11 protein-coding genes and 1 pseudogene are annotated in these 15,700 nt (G+C 66.5%); 6 read left to right on the forward strand and 6 right to left on the reverse strand.

The window, feature by feature from the left end; translation table 11 throughout:
* Positions 1 to 276: 276 nt before the first annotated feature.
* Positions 277 to 1,221, forward strand: a pseudogene (gene coaE / locus OG716_RS01810) (dephospho-CoA kinase); the annotation flags it as partial.
* Positions 1,222 to 1,270: 49 nt separating this feature from the next.
* Here the strand turns inward: coaE and OG716_RS01815 are convergent.
* Positions 1,271 to 1,795: a DUF402 domain-containing protein gene (locus OG716_RS01815; RefSeq protein WP_327140818.1), complete on the reverse strand. Its 525-nt coding sequence runs from the start codon at positions 1,793 to 1,795 to the stop codon at positions 1,271 to 1,273.
* Positions 1,796 to 1,992: 197 nt separating this feature from the next.
* On the opposite strand from OG716_RS01815, the gene OG716_RS01820 reads away from it, so the two are divergent.
* Positions 1,993 to 2,406, forward strand: coding sequence for a hypothetical protein (locus OG716_RS01820; RefSeq protein WP_405135970.1), 414 nt, complete (start codon positions 1,993 to 1,995; stop codon positions 2,404 to 2,406).
* An 89-nt stretch (positions 2,407 to 2,495) separates the two neighbouring features.
* On the opposite strand, the gene OG716_RS01825 is transcribed toward OG716_RS01820, so the two are convergent.
* Positions 2,496 to 3,080 (reverse strand): DUF402 domain-containing protein, encoded by a 585-nt coding sequence (locus tag OG716_RS01825; protein WP_405135971.1) that lies wholly within the window; start codon positions 3,078 to 3,080, stop codon positions 2,496 to 2,498.
* Between the two features lie 462 nt (positions 3,081 to 3,542).
* Between OG716_RS01825 and uvrB the strand changes: the two genes are divergently transcribed.
* Positions 3,543 to 5,708, forward strand: coding sequence for an excinuclease ABC subunit UvrB (gene uvrB / locus OG716_RS01830; RefSeq protein WP_405135972.1), 2,166 nt, complete (start codon positions 3,543 to 3,545; stop codon positions 5,706 to 5,708).
* A 121-nt stretch (positions 5,709 to 5,829) separates the two neighbouring features.
* On the opposite strand, the gene OG716_RS01835 is transcribed toward uvrB, so the two are convergent.
* Positions 5,830 to 6,297, reverse strand: a complete 468-nt coding sequence (locus OG716_RS01835) for a VOC family protein (protein WP_405135973.1) — start codon at positions 6,295 to 6,297, stop codon at positions 5,830 to 5,832.
* A 55-nt stretch (positions 6,298 to 6,352) separates the two neighbouring features.
* On the opposite strand from OG716_RS01835, the gene OG716_RS01840 reads away from it, so the two are divergent.
* Together OG716_RS01840 and OG716_RS01845 are read left to right on the forward strand one after the other, a co-directional pair.
* Positions 6,353 to 7,240, forward strand: a complete 888-nt coding sequence (locus tag OG716_RS01840; RefSeq protein ID WP_405135974.1) for a helix-turn-helix domain-containing protein — start codon at positions 6,353 to 6,355, stop codon at positions 7,238 to 7,240.
* 452 nt (positions 7,241 to 7,692) lie between these two features.
* A complete protein-coding gene (locus OG716_RS01845) occupies positions 7,693 to 8,145 on the forward strand; it encodes a universal stress protein (protein WP_405135975.1) in 453 nt (150 codons plus the stop codon).
* A gap of 279 nt (positions 8,146 to 8,424) precedes the next feature.
* Here OG716_RS01845 and OG716_RS01850 read toward each other — a convergent pair whose 3' ends face one another.
* The gene (locus tag OG716_RS01850) at positions 8,425 to 10,911 is read right to left on the reverse strand and encodes a HelD family protein (RefSeq protein WP_405135976.1); all 2,487 of its coding nucleotides are present in this window, start codon (positions 10,909 to 10,911) and stop codon (positions 8,425 to 8,427) included.
* Between the two features lie 156 nt (positions 10,912 to 11,067).
* Positions 11,068 to 12,411, reverse strand: coding sequence for a diguanylate cyclase domain-containing protein (locus OG716_RS01855; protein WP_405135977.1), 1,344 nt, complete (start codon positions 12,409 to 12,411; stop codon positions 11,068 to 11,070).
* 166 nt (positions 12,412 to 12,577) lie between these two features.
* Between OG716_RS01855 and OG716_RS01860 the strand changes: the two genes are divergently transcribed.
* Positions 12,578 to 13,774 carry a beta-ketoacyl synthase N-terminal-like domain-containing protein gene (locus OG716_RS01860; protein ID WP_405135978.1) on the forward strand — a complete coding sequence of 399 codons (1,197 nt, stop codon included), beginning with the start codon at positions 12,578 to 12,580 and terminating at the stop codon, positions 13,772 to 13,774.
* Positions 13,775 to 13,821: 47 nt separating this feature from the next.
* Here OG716_RS01860 and OG716_RS01865 read toward each other — a convergent pair whose 3' ends face one another.
* Positions 13,822 to 15,555 carry a GAF domain-containing protein gene (locus tag OG716_RS01865; protein WP_405135979.1) on the reverse strand — a complete coding sequence of 578 codons (1,734 nt, stop codon included), beginning with the start codon at positions 15,553 to 15,555 and terminating at the stop codon, positions 13,822 to 13,824.
* Between the last annotated feature and the right edge of the window lie 145 nt (positions 15,556 to 15,700).

Genomic DNA, 15,700 nt, shown 5'->3' on the forward strand with positions numbered 1-15,700 from the left:
CTACGTGTTTCCGGCCATGGATCGCCTGCGGCGAAACCTTAGCCGAACGAAAGTGTGCGACACCGGATTTTGCACGACTTTCTCCCCGGCGTGTCGGAATGTTGCCGACCAATGGTCGGGATTGGGCGAAAAAGTTGCGAATCGGTCTCGCAAATATCACGGAATGGGCAAACTGTCGGCGCGCTGGTGGAATTGCCCAGGTGAGTGGGTAATCCAATCTTTCGGCTGGTGAGGGGTAGTGCGCGCGGCGGGGGAGGGAAATGCGAGACTGGGGAAATGTTGCGAATCGGTCTCACCGGAGGCATGGGAGCGGGTAAATCCACCGTCGCCCGCATTCTCGTCGAACGCGGTGCGGTGCTGGTGGACAGTGATGTCATCGCGCGCGAAGTGGTCGCCCCCGGCACCGAGGGGCTGACGGCCCTGGTCGATGCCTTCGGGGATGAAATCCTCGCCGCCGACGGCAGCCTGGATCGACCGGCGCTGGCGGCCAAGGCATTCGCCAGTGACGGGGCTCGCGCCGTCCTCAATGGCATCGTGCATCCGCTGGTCGGCAAGCGCACCGCCGAGCTCATCGGCTCCGCGCCCGCCGACGGCATTGTCGTACAGGATATTCCGCTCCTGGTGGAGAACGGCCTGGCGCCGTTCATGAATCTGGTGGTGGTCGTCGACGCCGCCGAGGAGACCCGGCTGCACCGCCTGGTGCAGTTCCGCGGTATCGACGAGGCCGACGCCCGCGCGCGAATCGCGGCCCAGGCCACCGATGCTCAGCGTCGCGCCGTCGCCGATGTGCTGCTCGACAACAATGGCGCCGGCGGCGAGATCGATGCCGCGGTGCACCGGCTGTGGGAGGAGCGGCTGATCCCCTTCGAACACAATCTGCGCACCCGCACCCCAGCGCCGCGGCCCGCCGAATCGCCGGTGGTGGAGGCGAATCCGGAGTGGCCCGCGGCGGCGCGGCGGATTATCGCCCGGCTCGCGGTCGCCTGCGGAGCCGATGCGCGGAGCATCGAACACGTCGGGCCGACCGCGGTGGCGGGTAAGCCCGCGGAGGATGTGCTCGATATCCGCATAGCGGTCGCCGATGCGAGCGTGGCCGAGGGGCTGCGGGATCGCTTGGCGGAGATCGGGTTTCCGCGTGTCGACGCTGCGGCGGGTGGTGCGGAAGTCCGGCACGCCACGGCGGATCCGGGGCGTCCCGCGAATGTGATCGTCGCCGCCGAGGCGTGAATTCGGCCGTCGGCCCCGGCGTGCGCTCCGGGGCCCGCGGTGCTTACATCCAGGTCAGGGTGATGTCCCGGGCTTGTAGCCAGGACTCGAAATTATGGCCGTGCGCGGCGATTCCGTCGATGACGGTGGTCGCGGTCTCGATGGCCTGCTGGGACTCGGACAGGTCCAGATAGCCGGCGGCGTGTGCGGCGAGCAGTTCGTCCACATCGAGCAGTTCGACCTCGCGATTGCTGCGCACCACCAGATCCAGGTAGTGGTCCACCGACTTCCAGCGCTTCGGTCCGACCTGTGCGTATTCCCCGATATCGATGTAGTAGTCCTGATCGCGCAGGTGTGCCGGGGTGAAGTGGAAGACCGTGGCGCGAATGGACAGGCTTGGCAGCAGCCACGATTCGATGTAGTGGAACTCCGGATGATCCGACGTCCGCGCCATGTACAGGCCCCAGGGCTCGACCTGGTAGCGCTCGACCGCGCGGACGAAGCCTTTCGGGTCGATATTGGTGAGCTCATCGACGTTGAAGTACTCCACCTTGGGCCGGTGTAGATCTACCGCGGGCGCCTGAGTCATGCCAACAGCATCGCTTGTCGGGCCGTCATCGTCCAGAGGAGTGTGCCCAAGTCGCGGCCGGAACTGGGTAAACCCCGTTTTGCGGGGACTGTTTTCCGGAAAGTCATAATGTGAAACACCAGTGTTCGTTACGGTGCGGCTACCCACACCTGACGTGGGTGGTACATACCAAGAGGGAAGTACACAGTATGAACGCAATGAGCGCCCGCGCTCGCCGCGCCGGGATGGGTCTGACCGCCTTCGGTGCTGCTGCCGCGACCCTGGTTCTGGTAGCGCCCCAGGCCAGCGCCTGGGTCAGTGATATCTCGGTCGGCGGCTCGAATCAACAGGTGGGTTGCGCCTATACGGTCACGGCCACCGTCGCGATCGACCGCCTGCTGTCGGTGAGCTTCACCGATAACGGCACCGCGATCACCGGCAGCCCGGTCACCCCGTCGCTGCTGAGCAATTCGGTCACCATCCAGTGGACCCCGACCACCGCCGGCGCCCACACCATTCAGGCGACCCAGGACCTGATCAGCAAGTCGACCGTGGTCCAGGTTTCTCCGTCCAGCGCCTTCGGCAGCGTTGGCTGCGGCCTGAACGGTCTGTTCCCGAGCCTGTCCGGTTAAGTCGGAGGCCGGACAGTAAGCGAAAGCCACCCGGGCCGAACACAATACGGACCGGGTGGCCTTTTCGCGGCGCGCTGGCCGAAGCGCCTTTACAACCAGCTGAGCGCGAGACCCTTGGTGGCGAGCCAGCGGTCGACATCATGACCGCACGCGGCGAGACCGTCCACGACCGTCGCCGCATGCTCGATGGCTCGATGGGTGCGAGCGGTGTCGAAGTGCCCGGCGGCGTGCGCCGAGAGCAACTCGTCGATGCCGAGCAGCTCGGGCATTTGGCCGGGGCGGGCCACCACGTGTAGATAGTGTCCCTCGGCGCGCCACTTCTTGGGCTCGATCCGGGTGTAATCGCCGATGTCGAGGTAGTAGGTCTGCCCGCGATCATGGCCCGGCCGTAGGTGATACACGGTCACGCGCAGGGAAAGCTCTGGGAGCAACCAGGATTCGATGTAGTGGAAGCGCGGATTGTCCACGATCCGCTCCACATACAGACCCCACGGTTGTGCGGCCATCCGCTCGACCTGATGTAAGTAACCGTGATAATCGGTCCAGGACAGCGCCGCCAGATTGAAATACTCGAGCCTGGGTCGATGCGGCGATACCGGGGGAGCGGTCTTTCCCGTCCGGCGCGCGTCAGCGCCGTTGGTGGAATTCCGCTGTGGCATATGCAGACCGGTCATCGCCCTGCCTCTTCTCCGACTCGTGCAACCAGCCAGATCAGGTTACACCTGGCTCCTGGGAATCGGACGGCCGTGCGCGGAACGGAGTTTCGCCGACGCCTCCTGGAGTTTCTTTGAACTTCCTTGGGGGAAACTATAATTCGGACATTTGGTACAGCTGGATCTGTTCGGCGCGGTGCCGCGCGAAAGTAAACGCTTAGAAATATCCTCAGGTCCCGACCGCGCCACGCCGGGGTATCGGAGGCGTTCGGTTCGTTCCCGATGCGGTGTCTCGGGCGCGCATCCGAGGGGTGAATCGGGCCGGATCGGCCGGCGCGGGCGCGGTCGGCCCGGAGCATCTGCCGGAGATGTGCGCAGTGTCACCGGCCGCGCGGGCGGGTCGCCGCCCCGATCGTGTCGTTGCGGGCGGTGACTCGGGCCGCTCGGCGTGAACCTGTCGGTGGGTCGTCCTAGGCTGTGAACATGGCTTTCGCAACCGAGATCCCGGACGACCTGCCGCTGGCGCATTCCGAGTTCCGGCCCATCGGCGATATCGAGCGGGTCGAGGGCCGGTTCCAGGTGGTCAGTGAGCACGTTCCCGCCGGTGACCAGCCCGCCGCCATCGCGGAGCTGGAGCGGCGCATCAATGCGGGCGAGCGGGATGTGGTGCTGCTCGGCGCCACCGGTACCGGTAAGTCGGCCACCACGGCCTGGTTGATCGAGAAGCTGCAGCGGCCCACCCTGCTCATGGCTCCCAACAAGACCCTGGCCGCCCAGCTGGCCAATGAGCTGCGCGAGATGCTGCCCAACAATGCGGTCGAGTACTTCGTCTCGTACTACGACTACTACCAGCCCGAGGCGTACATCGCGCAGACCGATACCTATATCGAGAAGGACAGCTCCGTCAATGACGACGTGGAGCGGCTGCGGCATTCGGCCACCTCCAGCCTGCTGTCGCGCCGTGATGTCGTGGTGGTGGCGTCGGTGTCCTGCATCTACGGCCTCGGTACGCCGCAGTCCTATCTCGACCGGTCGGTCATGCTGGAGGTCGGCGAAGAGGTGGATCGCGACAAGCTGCTGCGGCTGCTGGTCGATGTGCAGTACACCCGCAACGATATGTCCTTCACCCGCGGCAGTTTCCGGGTGCGCGGCGATACCGTCGAAATCATTCCCTCCTATGAGGAATTGGCGATCCGCATCGAATTCTTCGGTGACGAGATCGAGGCGCTCTATTATCTGCACCCGCTCACCGGTGATGTGGTGCGGCAGGTCGATATGGTTCGCATTTTCCCGGCGACCCATTATGTCGCCGGTCCCGATCGAATGGAACGGGCCGTCAAGGATATCGAGGCGGAACTCGAAACGCGCCTGGCCGAATTGGATAAGCAGGGCAAGCTACTGGAGGCGCAGCGATTGCGGATGCGCACCCAGTACGACTTGGAGATGATTCGCCAGGTCGGGTTCTGCTCCGGTATCGAGAATTATTCGCGCCATATCGACGGCCGCGGCGCGGGCACCGCGCCCGCGACGCTCATCGATTACTTCCCCGAGGATTTCCTGCTCGTCATCGACGAATCGCATGCGACGGTGCCGCAGATCGGCGCCATGTACGAGGGCGATATGTCGCGCAAGCGGAATCTGGTGGAGTTCGGCTTCCGGCTGCCCTCGGCGGTCGACAATCGGCCGCTCACCTGGGAGGAGTTCGCCGACCGCATCGGGCAGACGGTGTACCTCTCGGCCACCCCCGGAAAGTACGAATTGGGCCAGACCGGAGGCGAATTCGTCGAGCAGGTCATTCGCCCGACGGGCCTGATCGACCCCAAGGTCGTGGTCAAGCCGACCAAGGGCCAGATCGACGATCTGGTGCACGAGATCCGGCTGCGCGCCGAACGGGACGAGCGGGTGCTGGTCACCACCCTCACCAAGAAGATGTCCGAGGATCTCACCGACTATCTGCTCGGGCTCGGCGTGCGGGTGCGCTACCTGCACTCGGAGATCGACACGCTACGGCGGGTGGAGTTGTTGCGGCAGTTGCGACTCGGTGAGTACGACGTGCTGGTCGGCATCAACCTGCTGCGCGAGGGTCTCGACCTGCCGGAGGTTTCGCTGGTCGCGATTCTGGACGCCGATAAGGAAGGTTTCCTGCGCAGCGCCACCAGCCTCATCCAGACCATCGGCCGCGCGGCGCGCAATGTGTCCGGTGAGGTCCACATGTACGCGGACAAGATCACCGACTCCATGCGGCACGCCATCGACGAGACCGATCGCCGCCGCGCCAAACAGGTCGCCTACAACGAGGAGCGCGGCCTCGATCCGAAACCCTTGCGCAAGAAGATCGCCGACATTCTCGATACGGTCTACCGCGAGGCCGAGGAGACCGAGGTCGAGGTCGGCGGCTCGGGCCGCAATTCCAGCCGTGGCCGCCGCGCCCAGGGCGAACCGGGCCGCGCCGTCAGCGCCGGCGTCTATGAGGGCCGCGATATCAAGTCCATGCCGCGCGCCGAACTCGCGGACCTGGTCAAGGAGATGACCGCGCAGATGATGAATGCCGCCCGCGAGCTCCAGTTCGAGCTGGCCGGTCGCCTCCGCGACGAGATCGCCGACCTGAAGAAGGAGCTGCGCGGTATGGATGCGGCCGGGCTGCAATGAGCACGGCGAGCACTGCATCGTGAACGGCGCGGTCACTACGGCGGACGCCGCAATCTCATTGCGGCGCAGGCGCGTTGACGCGGTTGTGAAGCGGCGCGAGCCGCAGCGGATTCGCAGCCGCTCAGCCCTGCTGTGCCATCCATTCGTTGACCCGGCGCTCGGCTTCCTCCCGCGAGACGTCCTCGACGCGGGTCATGCAGACCCAGCGGTGCCCGAAGGGATCCATGACCACGCCGTAGCGGTCGCCGGTGAGGAAGGTCGTGGGCTCTTCGACCGATCGCGCGCCGTGTTCGCGGGCGCGGGCGGCCACCGCGTCCACATCGGGGCAGTAGTGCACGATGCTGGCGGTCACCCACTCCACGGGGGAGCGCACCCCATTCTCGGGCAACTCCATGCCGACCTGCACGGTCGAGTCGCCGATCAGCAGTTCGGCGTGCGCGGGCTGGCCGTCGGGAAGATCATTGCGGCTCAGCACCTTTGCGCCGAAGACATTCGTGTAGAAGTCGAGAGCTTTGTTCCCGTCCGTCACGGGGAGGAAACAGGTAATGGAGTGGTAGCCCTCGGGGATCGGATTCACGTCATTGCTCATGGTGACCACTGTGCTCGGCCTGCCGGGATGGATCTTGTAAGAAAGCGACAGCCTCATGGCCGGTGACGATTCGGTGCGCCCGGAGTCGTCGGATCTGCTCCCGGAGTCCTACGCACCGCGCCCGGTGCCGCCGCCCGAGACGGCGAAAGGCATTCTGCGCCCGCGGGAGCAGATCCGCGCCAGCAACCACAGTCGTTTGCCGGCCGGTGAGCAGGTCAGCCGCTATGTCGAGTTCTACTGGTCGGTGCGCTGGGACCGGCGGGGCCAGCCGCCCTACTTCGCCGAGGTGCTGGGTTTTCCGGTCGTCAATATGACTTTCGAGCACACGCACGAGCGGCGGGGCGGCTTTGTCACCGGCGTGTGGACCACCAAGTACGTGCGGGAATTGGCCGGTGTCGGTGAGGCATTCGGTGTGAAGTTCCGCCCGGGCGGCTTCGGCGCGTTCACTGGACTGGACGTCGGCGCGCTGCGCGATACCGCCCTGCCGCTGACCGAGGTGCTCCCCGAGGCCGGGGATCTGGCCGAGAAAATTCTGGCCGATCCGGACGAGGAGAGTCGTCGCACGCTGGTCGAGACCTTCCTCGTCGAGGCCGCCACCCGGCGCGCGGTTACCGATGACTCCACCTACCGCCTGGTGCTACGCATCATGGACGCCATGGAGTCCGATCGTGAGCTCACCCGCGTCGACCAGGTCACCGAGCGTTTCGATACCCCGATTCGCACCCTGCAGCGGCTGTTTCGCCGCTATGTCGGGGTGAGCCCGAAATGGGTGCTGCGCCGCTTCCGGCTGCAGGACGGCGCGCAGTTGCTGGCGCAGGGGCGCACCTCCGATCTGGCCGCCCTCGCACTGGATCTCGGCTACTTCGATCAGGCCCATTTCTCCCGCGAGTTCGCACAGGAGATCGGGATGGCTCCGCTGGAATACGCACGTCTCGCCCTCTGAACCGATGCTCGGCGAGCTAGTATTGCCCGTCATTGATCGGCCGTACGGAAGAGGAACGCATGAACGTACTCAGCGTGATTCTCGGCTGGTTCTGGGCCGACTATCACGATCTGTGAGATAGCGGTTTTCCGGTCCGTCCGGAGCGCTGGTGCGCGCCGGACGGACCGATCCGCGCCCGGTGGAAATCCAGTGTTGTGACGAATGTCCCAGGGGCGCAATGATGTTGGCGATTTGTGGTGTTTCACACTGCCGGTGGGGAATTCGCTGGTAGCCGATGCCGTATGCGCAGCGTGCTGGGAATGTGTGACAGTCCCGATGCGGCACGCGACTGTGATGTGTTGCGATATCGAAAATTTCCGCCGGTTATGCCGCTATTGTCAGGCGCAGTTGCCGCGGCGGTAACTACGGAACCGTAGACACCGCGGCCCCAACCTTTGTACTTGGAGGAGAGAATGACCGCCTACCGGACGATCGTCGTCGGTACCGATGGCTCGGACTCGTCGTACGTCGCCGTCGAGCGGGCCGCTGCTCTGGCCGGCGCCGCGGGCGCGACGCTGTACATCGCCTGCGCGTACTACCCGACCGACGACCGCGACGTCGCAGCCGCCGCGGACGTATTGAAGGACGAGGCCTACCAGGTGCGCGGCTCCGCGCCGACCAGCGAGATCCTGCGCGTGGCACGCGATAGGGCAGTTGCCGCGGGCGCCGTGAACGTCGTGGAGAAGGCCGTGGTCGGCGAGCCTGTCGAATCGCTGCTCACCCTGCTCAAGGAGCTCGACGCCGACCTGCTCGTGGTCGGTAACCGTGGCCTCAACACCCTCGCGGGTCGTCTGCTCGGCTCCGTGCCGTCGGACGTGGCCCGCAAGTCCCGCAGCGACGTGCTCATCGTGCACACCGTGCGTTGACAAACGTGGGGCTTTGCCCCACACCCTGCCACGGGAGGCGTGGCTTCGCCCCGGACCCCGGCGGCAGGAAAGCGGCCGTGACCAATTGGTCACGGCCGCTTTGCGTTCCGGGGCACAACTTCCGCCCTGATCCGGGAGCTGGGTGCTCGGGTCGTCATTGCGGCTCCGGTGCGGGGCCGGGTGTTCGGGTCGTGGCTCCCGCTTCGGTTGCGGCGGCTCGGAGTTCGGGTCGTAGCCGCAGGTTGGGGGTCCGGGGGCCTTGGCCCCCGAACCACTGTCTCACCGCAGCCGGCGCAGAACCTCCGGGAGGTCCTCGGTGTGCGCCACCGAGAGCCGCTGCGTGGAGCGGGTCAGGGCCACGTACAGGTCGTTCATCCCGCGCGGGGATTCGTCGAGAATCTGCTGGGGCTCGACGAGGATGACCGCGTCGAATTCCAGGCCCTTGACCTCGTGCACGGTCAGCACCCGGGCCGAATCATCGGCCAGATGCGCCAGTTTCGCGGCCGCGTCGTGCGGGACGATGACGGCGGTGGTGCCCGGATGCTCGGCCTCGGCGGCCACCAGGCGTCCCACCTCGGCGGCGAGATCGGCGGGCGGCACCCGGTATGCGGTGGGCTGGAAGCCGGAGTCGCGAATCGAGCGGGGTATGGAGGCCCCGGGATCGATCTCGGCCAGTACATCGGCGGCGATCGCCATGATCTCGGCGGGTGTGCGGTAGTTGACCGTCAGCTCGGTGAGCTTCCAGCGCTTGGCCACATACGGCTCCAGCACCTGCTGCCAGGAGGACGCGCCGGCCGGATCACCCGTCTGGGCGACATCGCCGACGGCCGTGATCCAGCGATTCGGAATGCGGCGCATGACCATTCGCCAGGCCATCTCCGAAAGCTCCTGCGCCTCATCGACGATGACGTGCCCGTAGGTCCAGGTGCGATCCCCGGCGGCGCGTTCGGCGGTGGTCTGGCTGGTGCGCACCTGCTGGCGTTCGGCGAGCTGACCGGCGTCGATGAGGTCGTAGGCCATGAGCAGTTCGGGATCGAGATCGTCTTCGAGGTCCTGCGGCGCGGAGCCGGTGAGGATATCGAGGGCATCCTGGGCCTCGGCCAGCTGGGCGCGCCAGCGGCGGCGGGAGCGCTCCCGCTCCTCGCTGTCGTCGATGCCGAGCAATTCGGCCAGCTCATCCAGCAGCGGGGCGTCGGCATCGCTGAATTCGCCACTGTCGGTGCGCTGCAGCTCGGCGCGGTCGGCCGGGCTGAGCTGATTCGCGGCATTGGCCAGGCGTTTGGGGTCGGCCCACAGTCCGCCCAGCACATCCTGCGGGGTGAGCAGCGGCCACAGCGCCCCGATGGCGCGCTGGATATCGGCGTCGGCCCGCATCTCGTCGCGGATCTCGGTGAGATCGGCCTGGCTCAACAGGTTTCGCCCGCCGAGCGGATCGGCGCCGATGAGCTCGGCGAGCTGATCGGTGAGCGCGTCCACCACGCCGGCCGCGAAGATGGGCCGGGCCAGGTTGTGCGGCCGCCGCGAGGAGCGGGCGCGCCCGCGCGCCTTGGTGACCACCCGGCGGTCCAGGCTCAGCTCGCGCCCGTCGAAGTGCAGCCGCACCGGATCCTTCGGGATCTCCTGCCAGTCCCGCACCGCCCGCTTGAGCACCTCGAGCATGTCGAGCGAACCCTTGAGCTGTCCGGCGCGCAGCGAATCCTCCAGGGTGGCTTGCACTCCGGGGTACAGATTGCCGACGGTGGACAGCAGCACACCGGTCTCACCGAGCGAGGGCAGCACCTGCCCGATGTAGTCGAGGAAGGTGGAGTTCGGGCCGATGATGAGCACACCGGCCTTGTCCAGCTGCTTGCGGTAGGTGTACAGCAGATAGGCGGCGCGGTGCAGTGCGACCGCGGTCTTACCGGTGCCGGGACCACCCTGCACCACGAGCACGCTCTTGTGCTCGGAGCGGATGATCGCATCCTGTTCGTGCTGAATGGTTTCGACGATGTCGTTCATATGCCCGGTGCGCGCGGCATTGAGCGCGGCCAGCAGTGCGCTCTCACTGCCCACGCCGCCGTCGCCGCTGATCACACCGTCGCGCCGGGCCGCCCCGAGATCGAGGTATTCGTCATTGACCGAGGTGACCTTGCGATTGCGGGTGCGGATATGCCGCCGCCGCGTCACACCGTCCGGTGCGGCGGTGGTGGCCAGATAGAACGGGCGCGCCATGGGCGCACGCCAATCCAGCAGCAGCGTCTCGTAATCGTCGGTCTCGTCGAGAATGCCGATGCGGCCGATATAGCGCTTCTCGCCTTCTGCGCTCTTGCCGGAACTGTCGGCGGCCGCGGCGCTGTCGGCGGAACCGCCGCTGCCATTTGATGCGGTGCTGCCGTTCGGCGCGCCGCTGCCATTGGACGAGGTGCTGCCGTTGGCTGCGCCGGTGCCGTCGGCCGAGGCGGCGCTCGTCGCGCCCGAGGCGCTGTCCGCCTCATCGCTCTCGGCCAGGTCGATGCGCCCGAAGCACAGCCCGTGTTCGGCGGCGTCGTACTTGGATAGGTCTTCGGAGTAGAGCTGGGTGAACGATTCCCGTTCACTACGGGCCTGCGGCGTACCGCCGGTCTCCAGCAGGACGGTGCGCAGTCGGCGTTGCGCGTATTCGCGCATCCCGTCGAGCCGCTCGTAGAGCAGTGTCAGGTGCTGCTGTTCACGTTCCAGCTCCGCCGCCGTCTTGGTGGCTTCGGACGGTGACGCGGACACAGAACGCTCCTCGGTGAGGTCGGGCAAAACGGAACTCCTTGTCACCACGCGGTGCTTTGGGCGCACAGCGCGCGAACCATCGAGAACAGAGTTGTCGAGTCTAGTTCGCGATTCCCCGGCTCGCCGTATCGGCTGGTGAAGCGTGATGAGCGGCTCAGACCGGGCAGGTCACGCCGGGTACATTCACGATGCGTGCGTGCTGTCGCTCCGGCGAGTCAGCGTGTTGTCGCGATGCCCGGGCGGTTTCGCCCGATACATGGCGATATCGGCATCGTGCAGGACCGCCTCCGGCGTGCGCGCGTCGCCCGCGTGCAGCGGCGTGATGCCGATGCTGGCATTGACCTGTATGCGATGCCCGCGCGCGATGATCGGTTCGGCCATGCTCTGGCGCAGCCGGGTGACCAGGGCTTCCAGATCCTCACCCAGCGTGCGCCCGGACAGCAGCACCAGGAATTCGTCACCGCCGATGCGTCCCACGATGTCATCGGAGCGCAGGCCGCGCTGCAGCCGCTGCGCCACGATCTGCAGCACCGTATCGCCGATGGCATGCCCGAGCGTGTCATTGATGATCTTGAAACCATCCAGATCGATGAACAGCACCGTGGAGACCGGCAGATCCTCACTGGTGCCCAGCGCGCCCGCCAGGCGCGACAGCACAAGCGCCCGATTGGCCAATCCGGTCAGCGGATCATGGGTAGCCTGATACTCCAATTGCCTTCGGCTGGCACGGAATTCGGTGATGTCGTTGAACGAGGACACCGCGGGGGAGTTGGGGTCCTCCGGATTCAGCAGCCGGCTGCTGGCCGAGAGCCAGCGCCGCTGCCCGTCGGGCCGGTCCACTCCGAAGACGAAGCGCGTCACCGTCTCTCCGGTGGCGAGGGTGCGGATGACCGGTGTCCAGGTCGGCGGCATCGGCTGGGCATTGGCATCGAGCAGGCACAGCGGAAGATCGTCCAGGCGAGTGCCGATCAGATCGTCGGCGTCATAACCGAATATGCGGCGCGCCGCGGGATTCGCCGATTCGATATGCCCCTCCCGGTCGATGACCACCACCCCCTCCTCCAATTGCGAGACCACGGTGGTGAAGAACTGCTCGGCGCGCGCCTGCGCGGCCTCGGCGCGGCGCTGCGGGGTCAGATCGTGCACCACCACCTGATAGGCCAGCCGGTTCTGCCACGCGGTGAGCACCGATACCGTCTCCGCGTCCAGGGTGCTGCCGTCACAGCGCACCAGCGCCAATTCGGCGGGCTCGGAAGCGGTTCCGGCGATGGTGAGGCGCCGGATGCGCTCCAGCATGCCGGGAATGTCGCGCGCCTCCACAAAATCGGCGACGGGTGCGCCGACGACATCGTCGACGGATTGTGCGCCGAGCAACCGCAGCATGGCCGGATTGGCGTAAACGATGGTGCCGCGTTCGTGAACCACTACCCCGTCGGGGCTGTGCTCCACCAGCGTGCGGTACCGCTGGGCCAGCTGCTCGGCATCGGTCGGGGTATTTGCCCGATCGTTACCAACCACCTCAAGCACCCCCTGATCGTCGGTGAAACGCGTCGTTGGAGCTCGGCCTATGGTGTGATCGGCGAGGTTTGCTGGACACCGCACCAACCGCTATCGGATCAATCACAGTTCCGCACAGCATCGGCTTGCTACTGGCGATCATTACAGGCACCGGCTCCGGGAAGGAATGATGCAAATGCCTGGCACCACCCCCATCCCGCACACCGCGGAACAGCACCAAGATCATATGACCATTGCCGGAATCGGTGCCGTCACCGGGTACGGCTGGGGTCGAGAAACCCTCTGGGAGGGTTTGCTGAGTGGTAAGCCCGCAGCCCGGCTCCATTCAGGGTACGGCCCCGAACGCGATAGACACGGATGGGTTGCCCGCGTGCCGGAAGGTGGCGATCCCGATGTCGGCCCGAGCCGGTATGTCCGGGCTGTCCAGGAATCGGTGCGCGAGGCCGTCGCGGATGCGACCGCGCGCGGCTGGCGGCCCGGTCGCACCGTGGGTCTGCTGCACGCCATCGTGCTCGGCAATGTGTACGAGTGGCGCGATTTCTACGTCGAGGATCACGGCCATCGCCGCGCCCGCGATTATCTGCGACTACTGCCGTCCACGCCGATTTCGAACCTGATGCAGGAGTTCGGCTTTCACGGGCCCGCCATGAACGTCACCTCGGCGTGCTCCTCGGCCAATGCCGGGCTGCTCACCGCCCAGCTGTGGCTGGCACAGGGTTTCGCCGACGATGTGGTGGTCGTCGCCACCGACCTGTCCGGAACGCCCGATATGGTCGAGCACTTCGAGGCCCTGGGCGCGGCCGTCACCGATGTCGAACCCCTCACGGCGTGCCGTCCGTTCCAGACCGGCAGTCGCGGTTTCAGCTGGGGTGAGGCCTCCACGGCCTTCGTGGTGACCCGCGAGGCCGACCGCCCGTACGCGGCGATCCTGGGCGGGGCCATGACCAATGACGGCTATCACGTGATCTCGGTGGACCCCTCGCACGAGCAGATCTTCGAATGCGTGCGCCGCGCCCTCGCCAGCGCCGATGTGCGGCCCGAGGAGATCGCGTATGTCAACTCGCACGGCTCCGGCACCCAGCAGTGCGACGATGCCGAAACCGCGCTGCTGGCCCGGCTTTTCGACAATCGCCCGCTGGTCTGCGCGACCAAACCGCTGACCGGGCACTGCCAGGCGGCGTCGGCGGGGGTCGAGGTGGCCTCGATCGCGCTCGGTTACGAACGCGGCCTGGTGGTGTCGGCGCCGATTGTCGCGCCCGCGCATGCGCGCCTGGTGGACGGTGTGATGGCCGGCGGTGAGGGACTGACTGTGAAGACCGCACTCGGCATGGGCGGCAACAACTCCGCGCTGGTGCTCGGCCCGGTCAACTGACCGCGCCCGTCGTCCGGCGAGCTTTCGGCCGGGATCCAGACGTCCCCTCAGTGCAGGGGCACGGACCAGTGCAGTTTGGTGCCGGTTTCCTTGGTCTCGGTATCGGACTCGTCGCGGCGCGGGTAGACGGCGAGCCGGCCGCCGGACTGTTCGGCGCGGTGCGCGAGATTGGTGAGCCCGCTGGGCGTGATGCCCTCCGGAATGCCGCAGCCGTTGTCGGCGACCACGATGGTCAGATCGTCGGCCACCCCGATATCGATGGTGATGGTATCGGCGCCGGAATGCCGCACCGCATTGCTGACCGCCTCGCGCACAACGGCTTCGGCATGATCGGCGAGGGCGGGCTCGACCACCGACAGCGGCCCGGTGACGTGCATGAGCGCCCGGATCTCGGTGGCGGAGGTCTGCTGTTCGATGGCGCGTTCGAGGCGCTGGCGCAGCCGGGTGCTGTGCCCGTCGCCACCGTGCAGATCGAAAATGGAGGTGCGGATCTCCTCCACCACATCCTGCAGATCACTGATGGTGTTGTTGAGCCGTTGCCGCACTTCGGGAACGCGGGTGCGCGGCACCGTGCCCTGCAGTGACAGGCCGATGGCGAAGAGTCGCTGAATGACGTGATCGTGCAGATCGCGGGCGATGCGATCGCGATCTGTGAGGATGTCCAGTTCGCGCATGCGCCGCTGTGCCACCGCCAATTGCATTGCCAGCGCGGCCTGATCGGTGAAGGCGGCGATCAGCTCCACCAGTTCGTCCGGGTACGGCGCGGATTCGGCGGAGCGCACCGTGATCAGCACGCCCAGTATGGAATCGGGCGTGTGCAGCGGCAGGACCAGTGCGGGCCCGATATCGGGGAGGGCCGCACCCAGATCGACCTGCCGCGCATCGTCGAAACGCAGCGGCGTGCGGGTGGTCAGGGCCTGCCCGACGGCGGTGCCGGAGGCTCGGACGATCGCGCTCTCCGGATCGTCGCCGGGGCCGGACCACTGCGCCACCGCCAGTTCGGTGACGTCCTGGGGCGGTGTATCCGGATCGGCGACCACCGCGAGCAGGGCGCGCTGGGACCCGGTGAGTTCGCGGGCGTGCTCGACCACATGGGCCAGCACCTTGGCCGGATCGGTATCGGCGAGGAATTCGGTGGCGATATCGCGGGTGGCCTCGATCCAGGCCTGCCGGGTGCGGGCCGATTCGTACAGGCGCGCATTGTCGACGGCGATACCGGCCGCGGCCGCGAGCGCCTGCATGAGCACCTCGTCGTCCTCGGTGAAGGGGTGCCCGCCGGATTTCCCGGCCAGGTACAGGTTGCCGAACAGCTCACCGCGAATGCGCACCGGCACCCCGAGGAAGCTGCGCATCGGCGGATGGTGCGGCGGGAATCCGATCGAAGCGGGATGGCGCGCAAGATCATCCAGCCGGATCGTCTCGCCGTTCACCAGTCCGAGCAGCCCGCGGCCCTCGGGCAAAGCGCCGATGAGCACGCGGGTCCGGTCGTCGATGCCGTGATGGATGAATTGGATGAGTTGCTGATCGTGGCCGCGCACCCCGAGTGCCCCGTAGCGGGCGTCGACCAGGCTGGTGGCGGCGCGCACGATGGTGCGCAGCGTCTGGTCCAGATCGAGGCCGGAGGTGACGGCGAGCATGGCCTCGACCAGCCCGTCGATGCGGTCGCGGGCGTCGATGATCTGCTCGACGCGGTCCTTGACCTCGGTGAGCAATTCGCGTAATCGCAACTGCGACAGCGTGTCGCGCACCGAGTAGGGCCCGGTGCGGGGTGCATCGTGCATGGTTTTCCTGGCTGTCCGTCGGATGCGACGCGGCACTCGGGATGTTACGCGCGCACTGGTTGCCACGAGGTTGTTGATGCGTATGCCATTGTCACACAACCGATTTCACCTGAAGCAACCATCCGCCAACTATTTAACGGAAAGA

It is taken from the genome of Nocardia sp. NBC_01388, assembly GCF_045040085.1.
GTDB lineage: Bacteria > Actinomycetota > Actinomycetes > Mycobacteriales > Mycobacteriaceae > Nocardia.

Coding starts and splice junctions, on each gene's coding strand:
- OG716_RS01815 (WP_327140818.1), bottom strand. CDS start 1,795: ATGACTCAGGCGCCCGCGGTAGATCTACACCGGCCCAAGGTGGAGTAC.
- OG716_RS01820 (WP_405135970.1), top strand. CDS start 1,993: ATGAGCGCCCGCGCTCGCCGCGCCGGGATGGGTCTGACCGCCTTCGGT.
- OG716_RS01825 (WP_405135971.1), bottom strand. CDS start 3,080: ATGACCGGTCTGCATATGCCACAGCGGAATTCCACCAACGGCGCTGAC.
- uvrB (WP_405135972.1), top strand. CDS start 3,543: ATGGCTTTCGCAACCGAGATCCCGGACGACCTGCCGCTGGCGCATTCC.
- OG716_RS01835 (WP_405135973.1), bottom strand. CDS start 6,297: ATGAGCAATGACGTGAATCCGATCCCCGAGGGCTACCACTCCATTACC.
- OG716_RS01840 (WP_405135974.1), top strand. CDS start 6,353: ATGGCCGGTGACGATTCGGTGCGCCCGGAGTCGTCGGATCTGCTCCCG.
- OG716_RS01845 (WP_405135975.1), top strand. CDS start 7,693: ATGACCGCCTACCGGACGATCGTCGTCGGTACCGATGGCTCGGACTCG.
- OG716_RS01860 (WP_405135978.1), top strand. CDS start 12,578: ATGCCTGGCACCACCCCCATCCCGCACACCGCGGAACAGCACCAAGAT.
- OG716_RS01865 (WP_405135979.1), bottom strand. CDS start 15,555: ATGCACGATGCACCCCGCACCGGGCCCTACTCGGTGCGCGACACGCTG.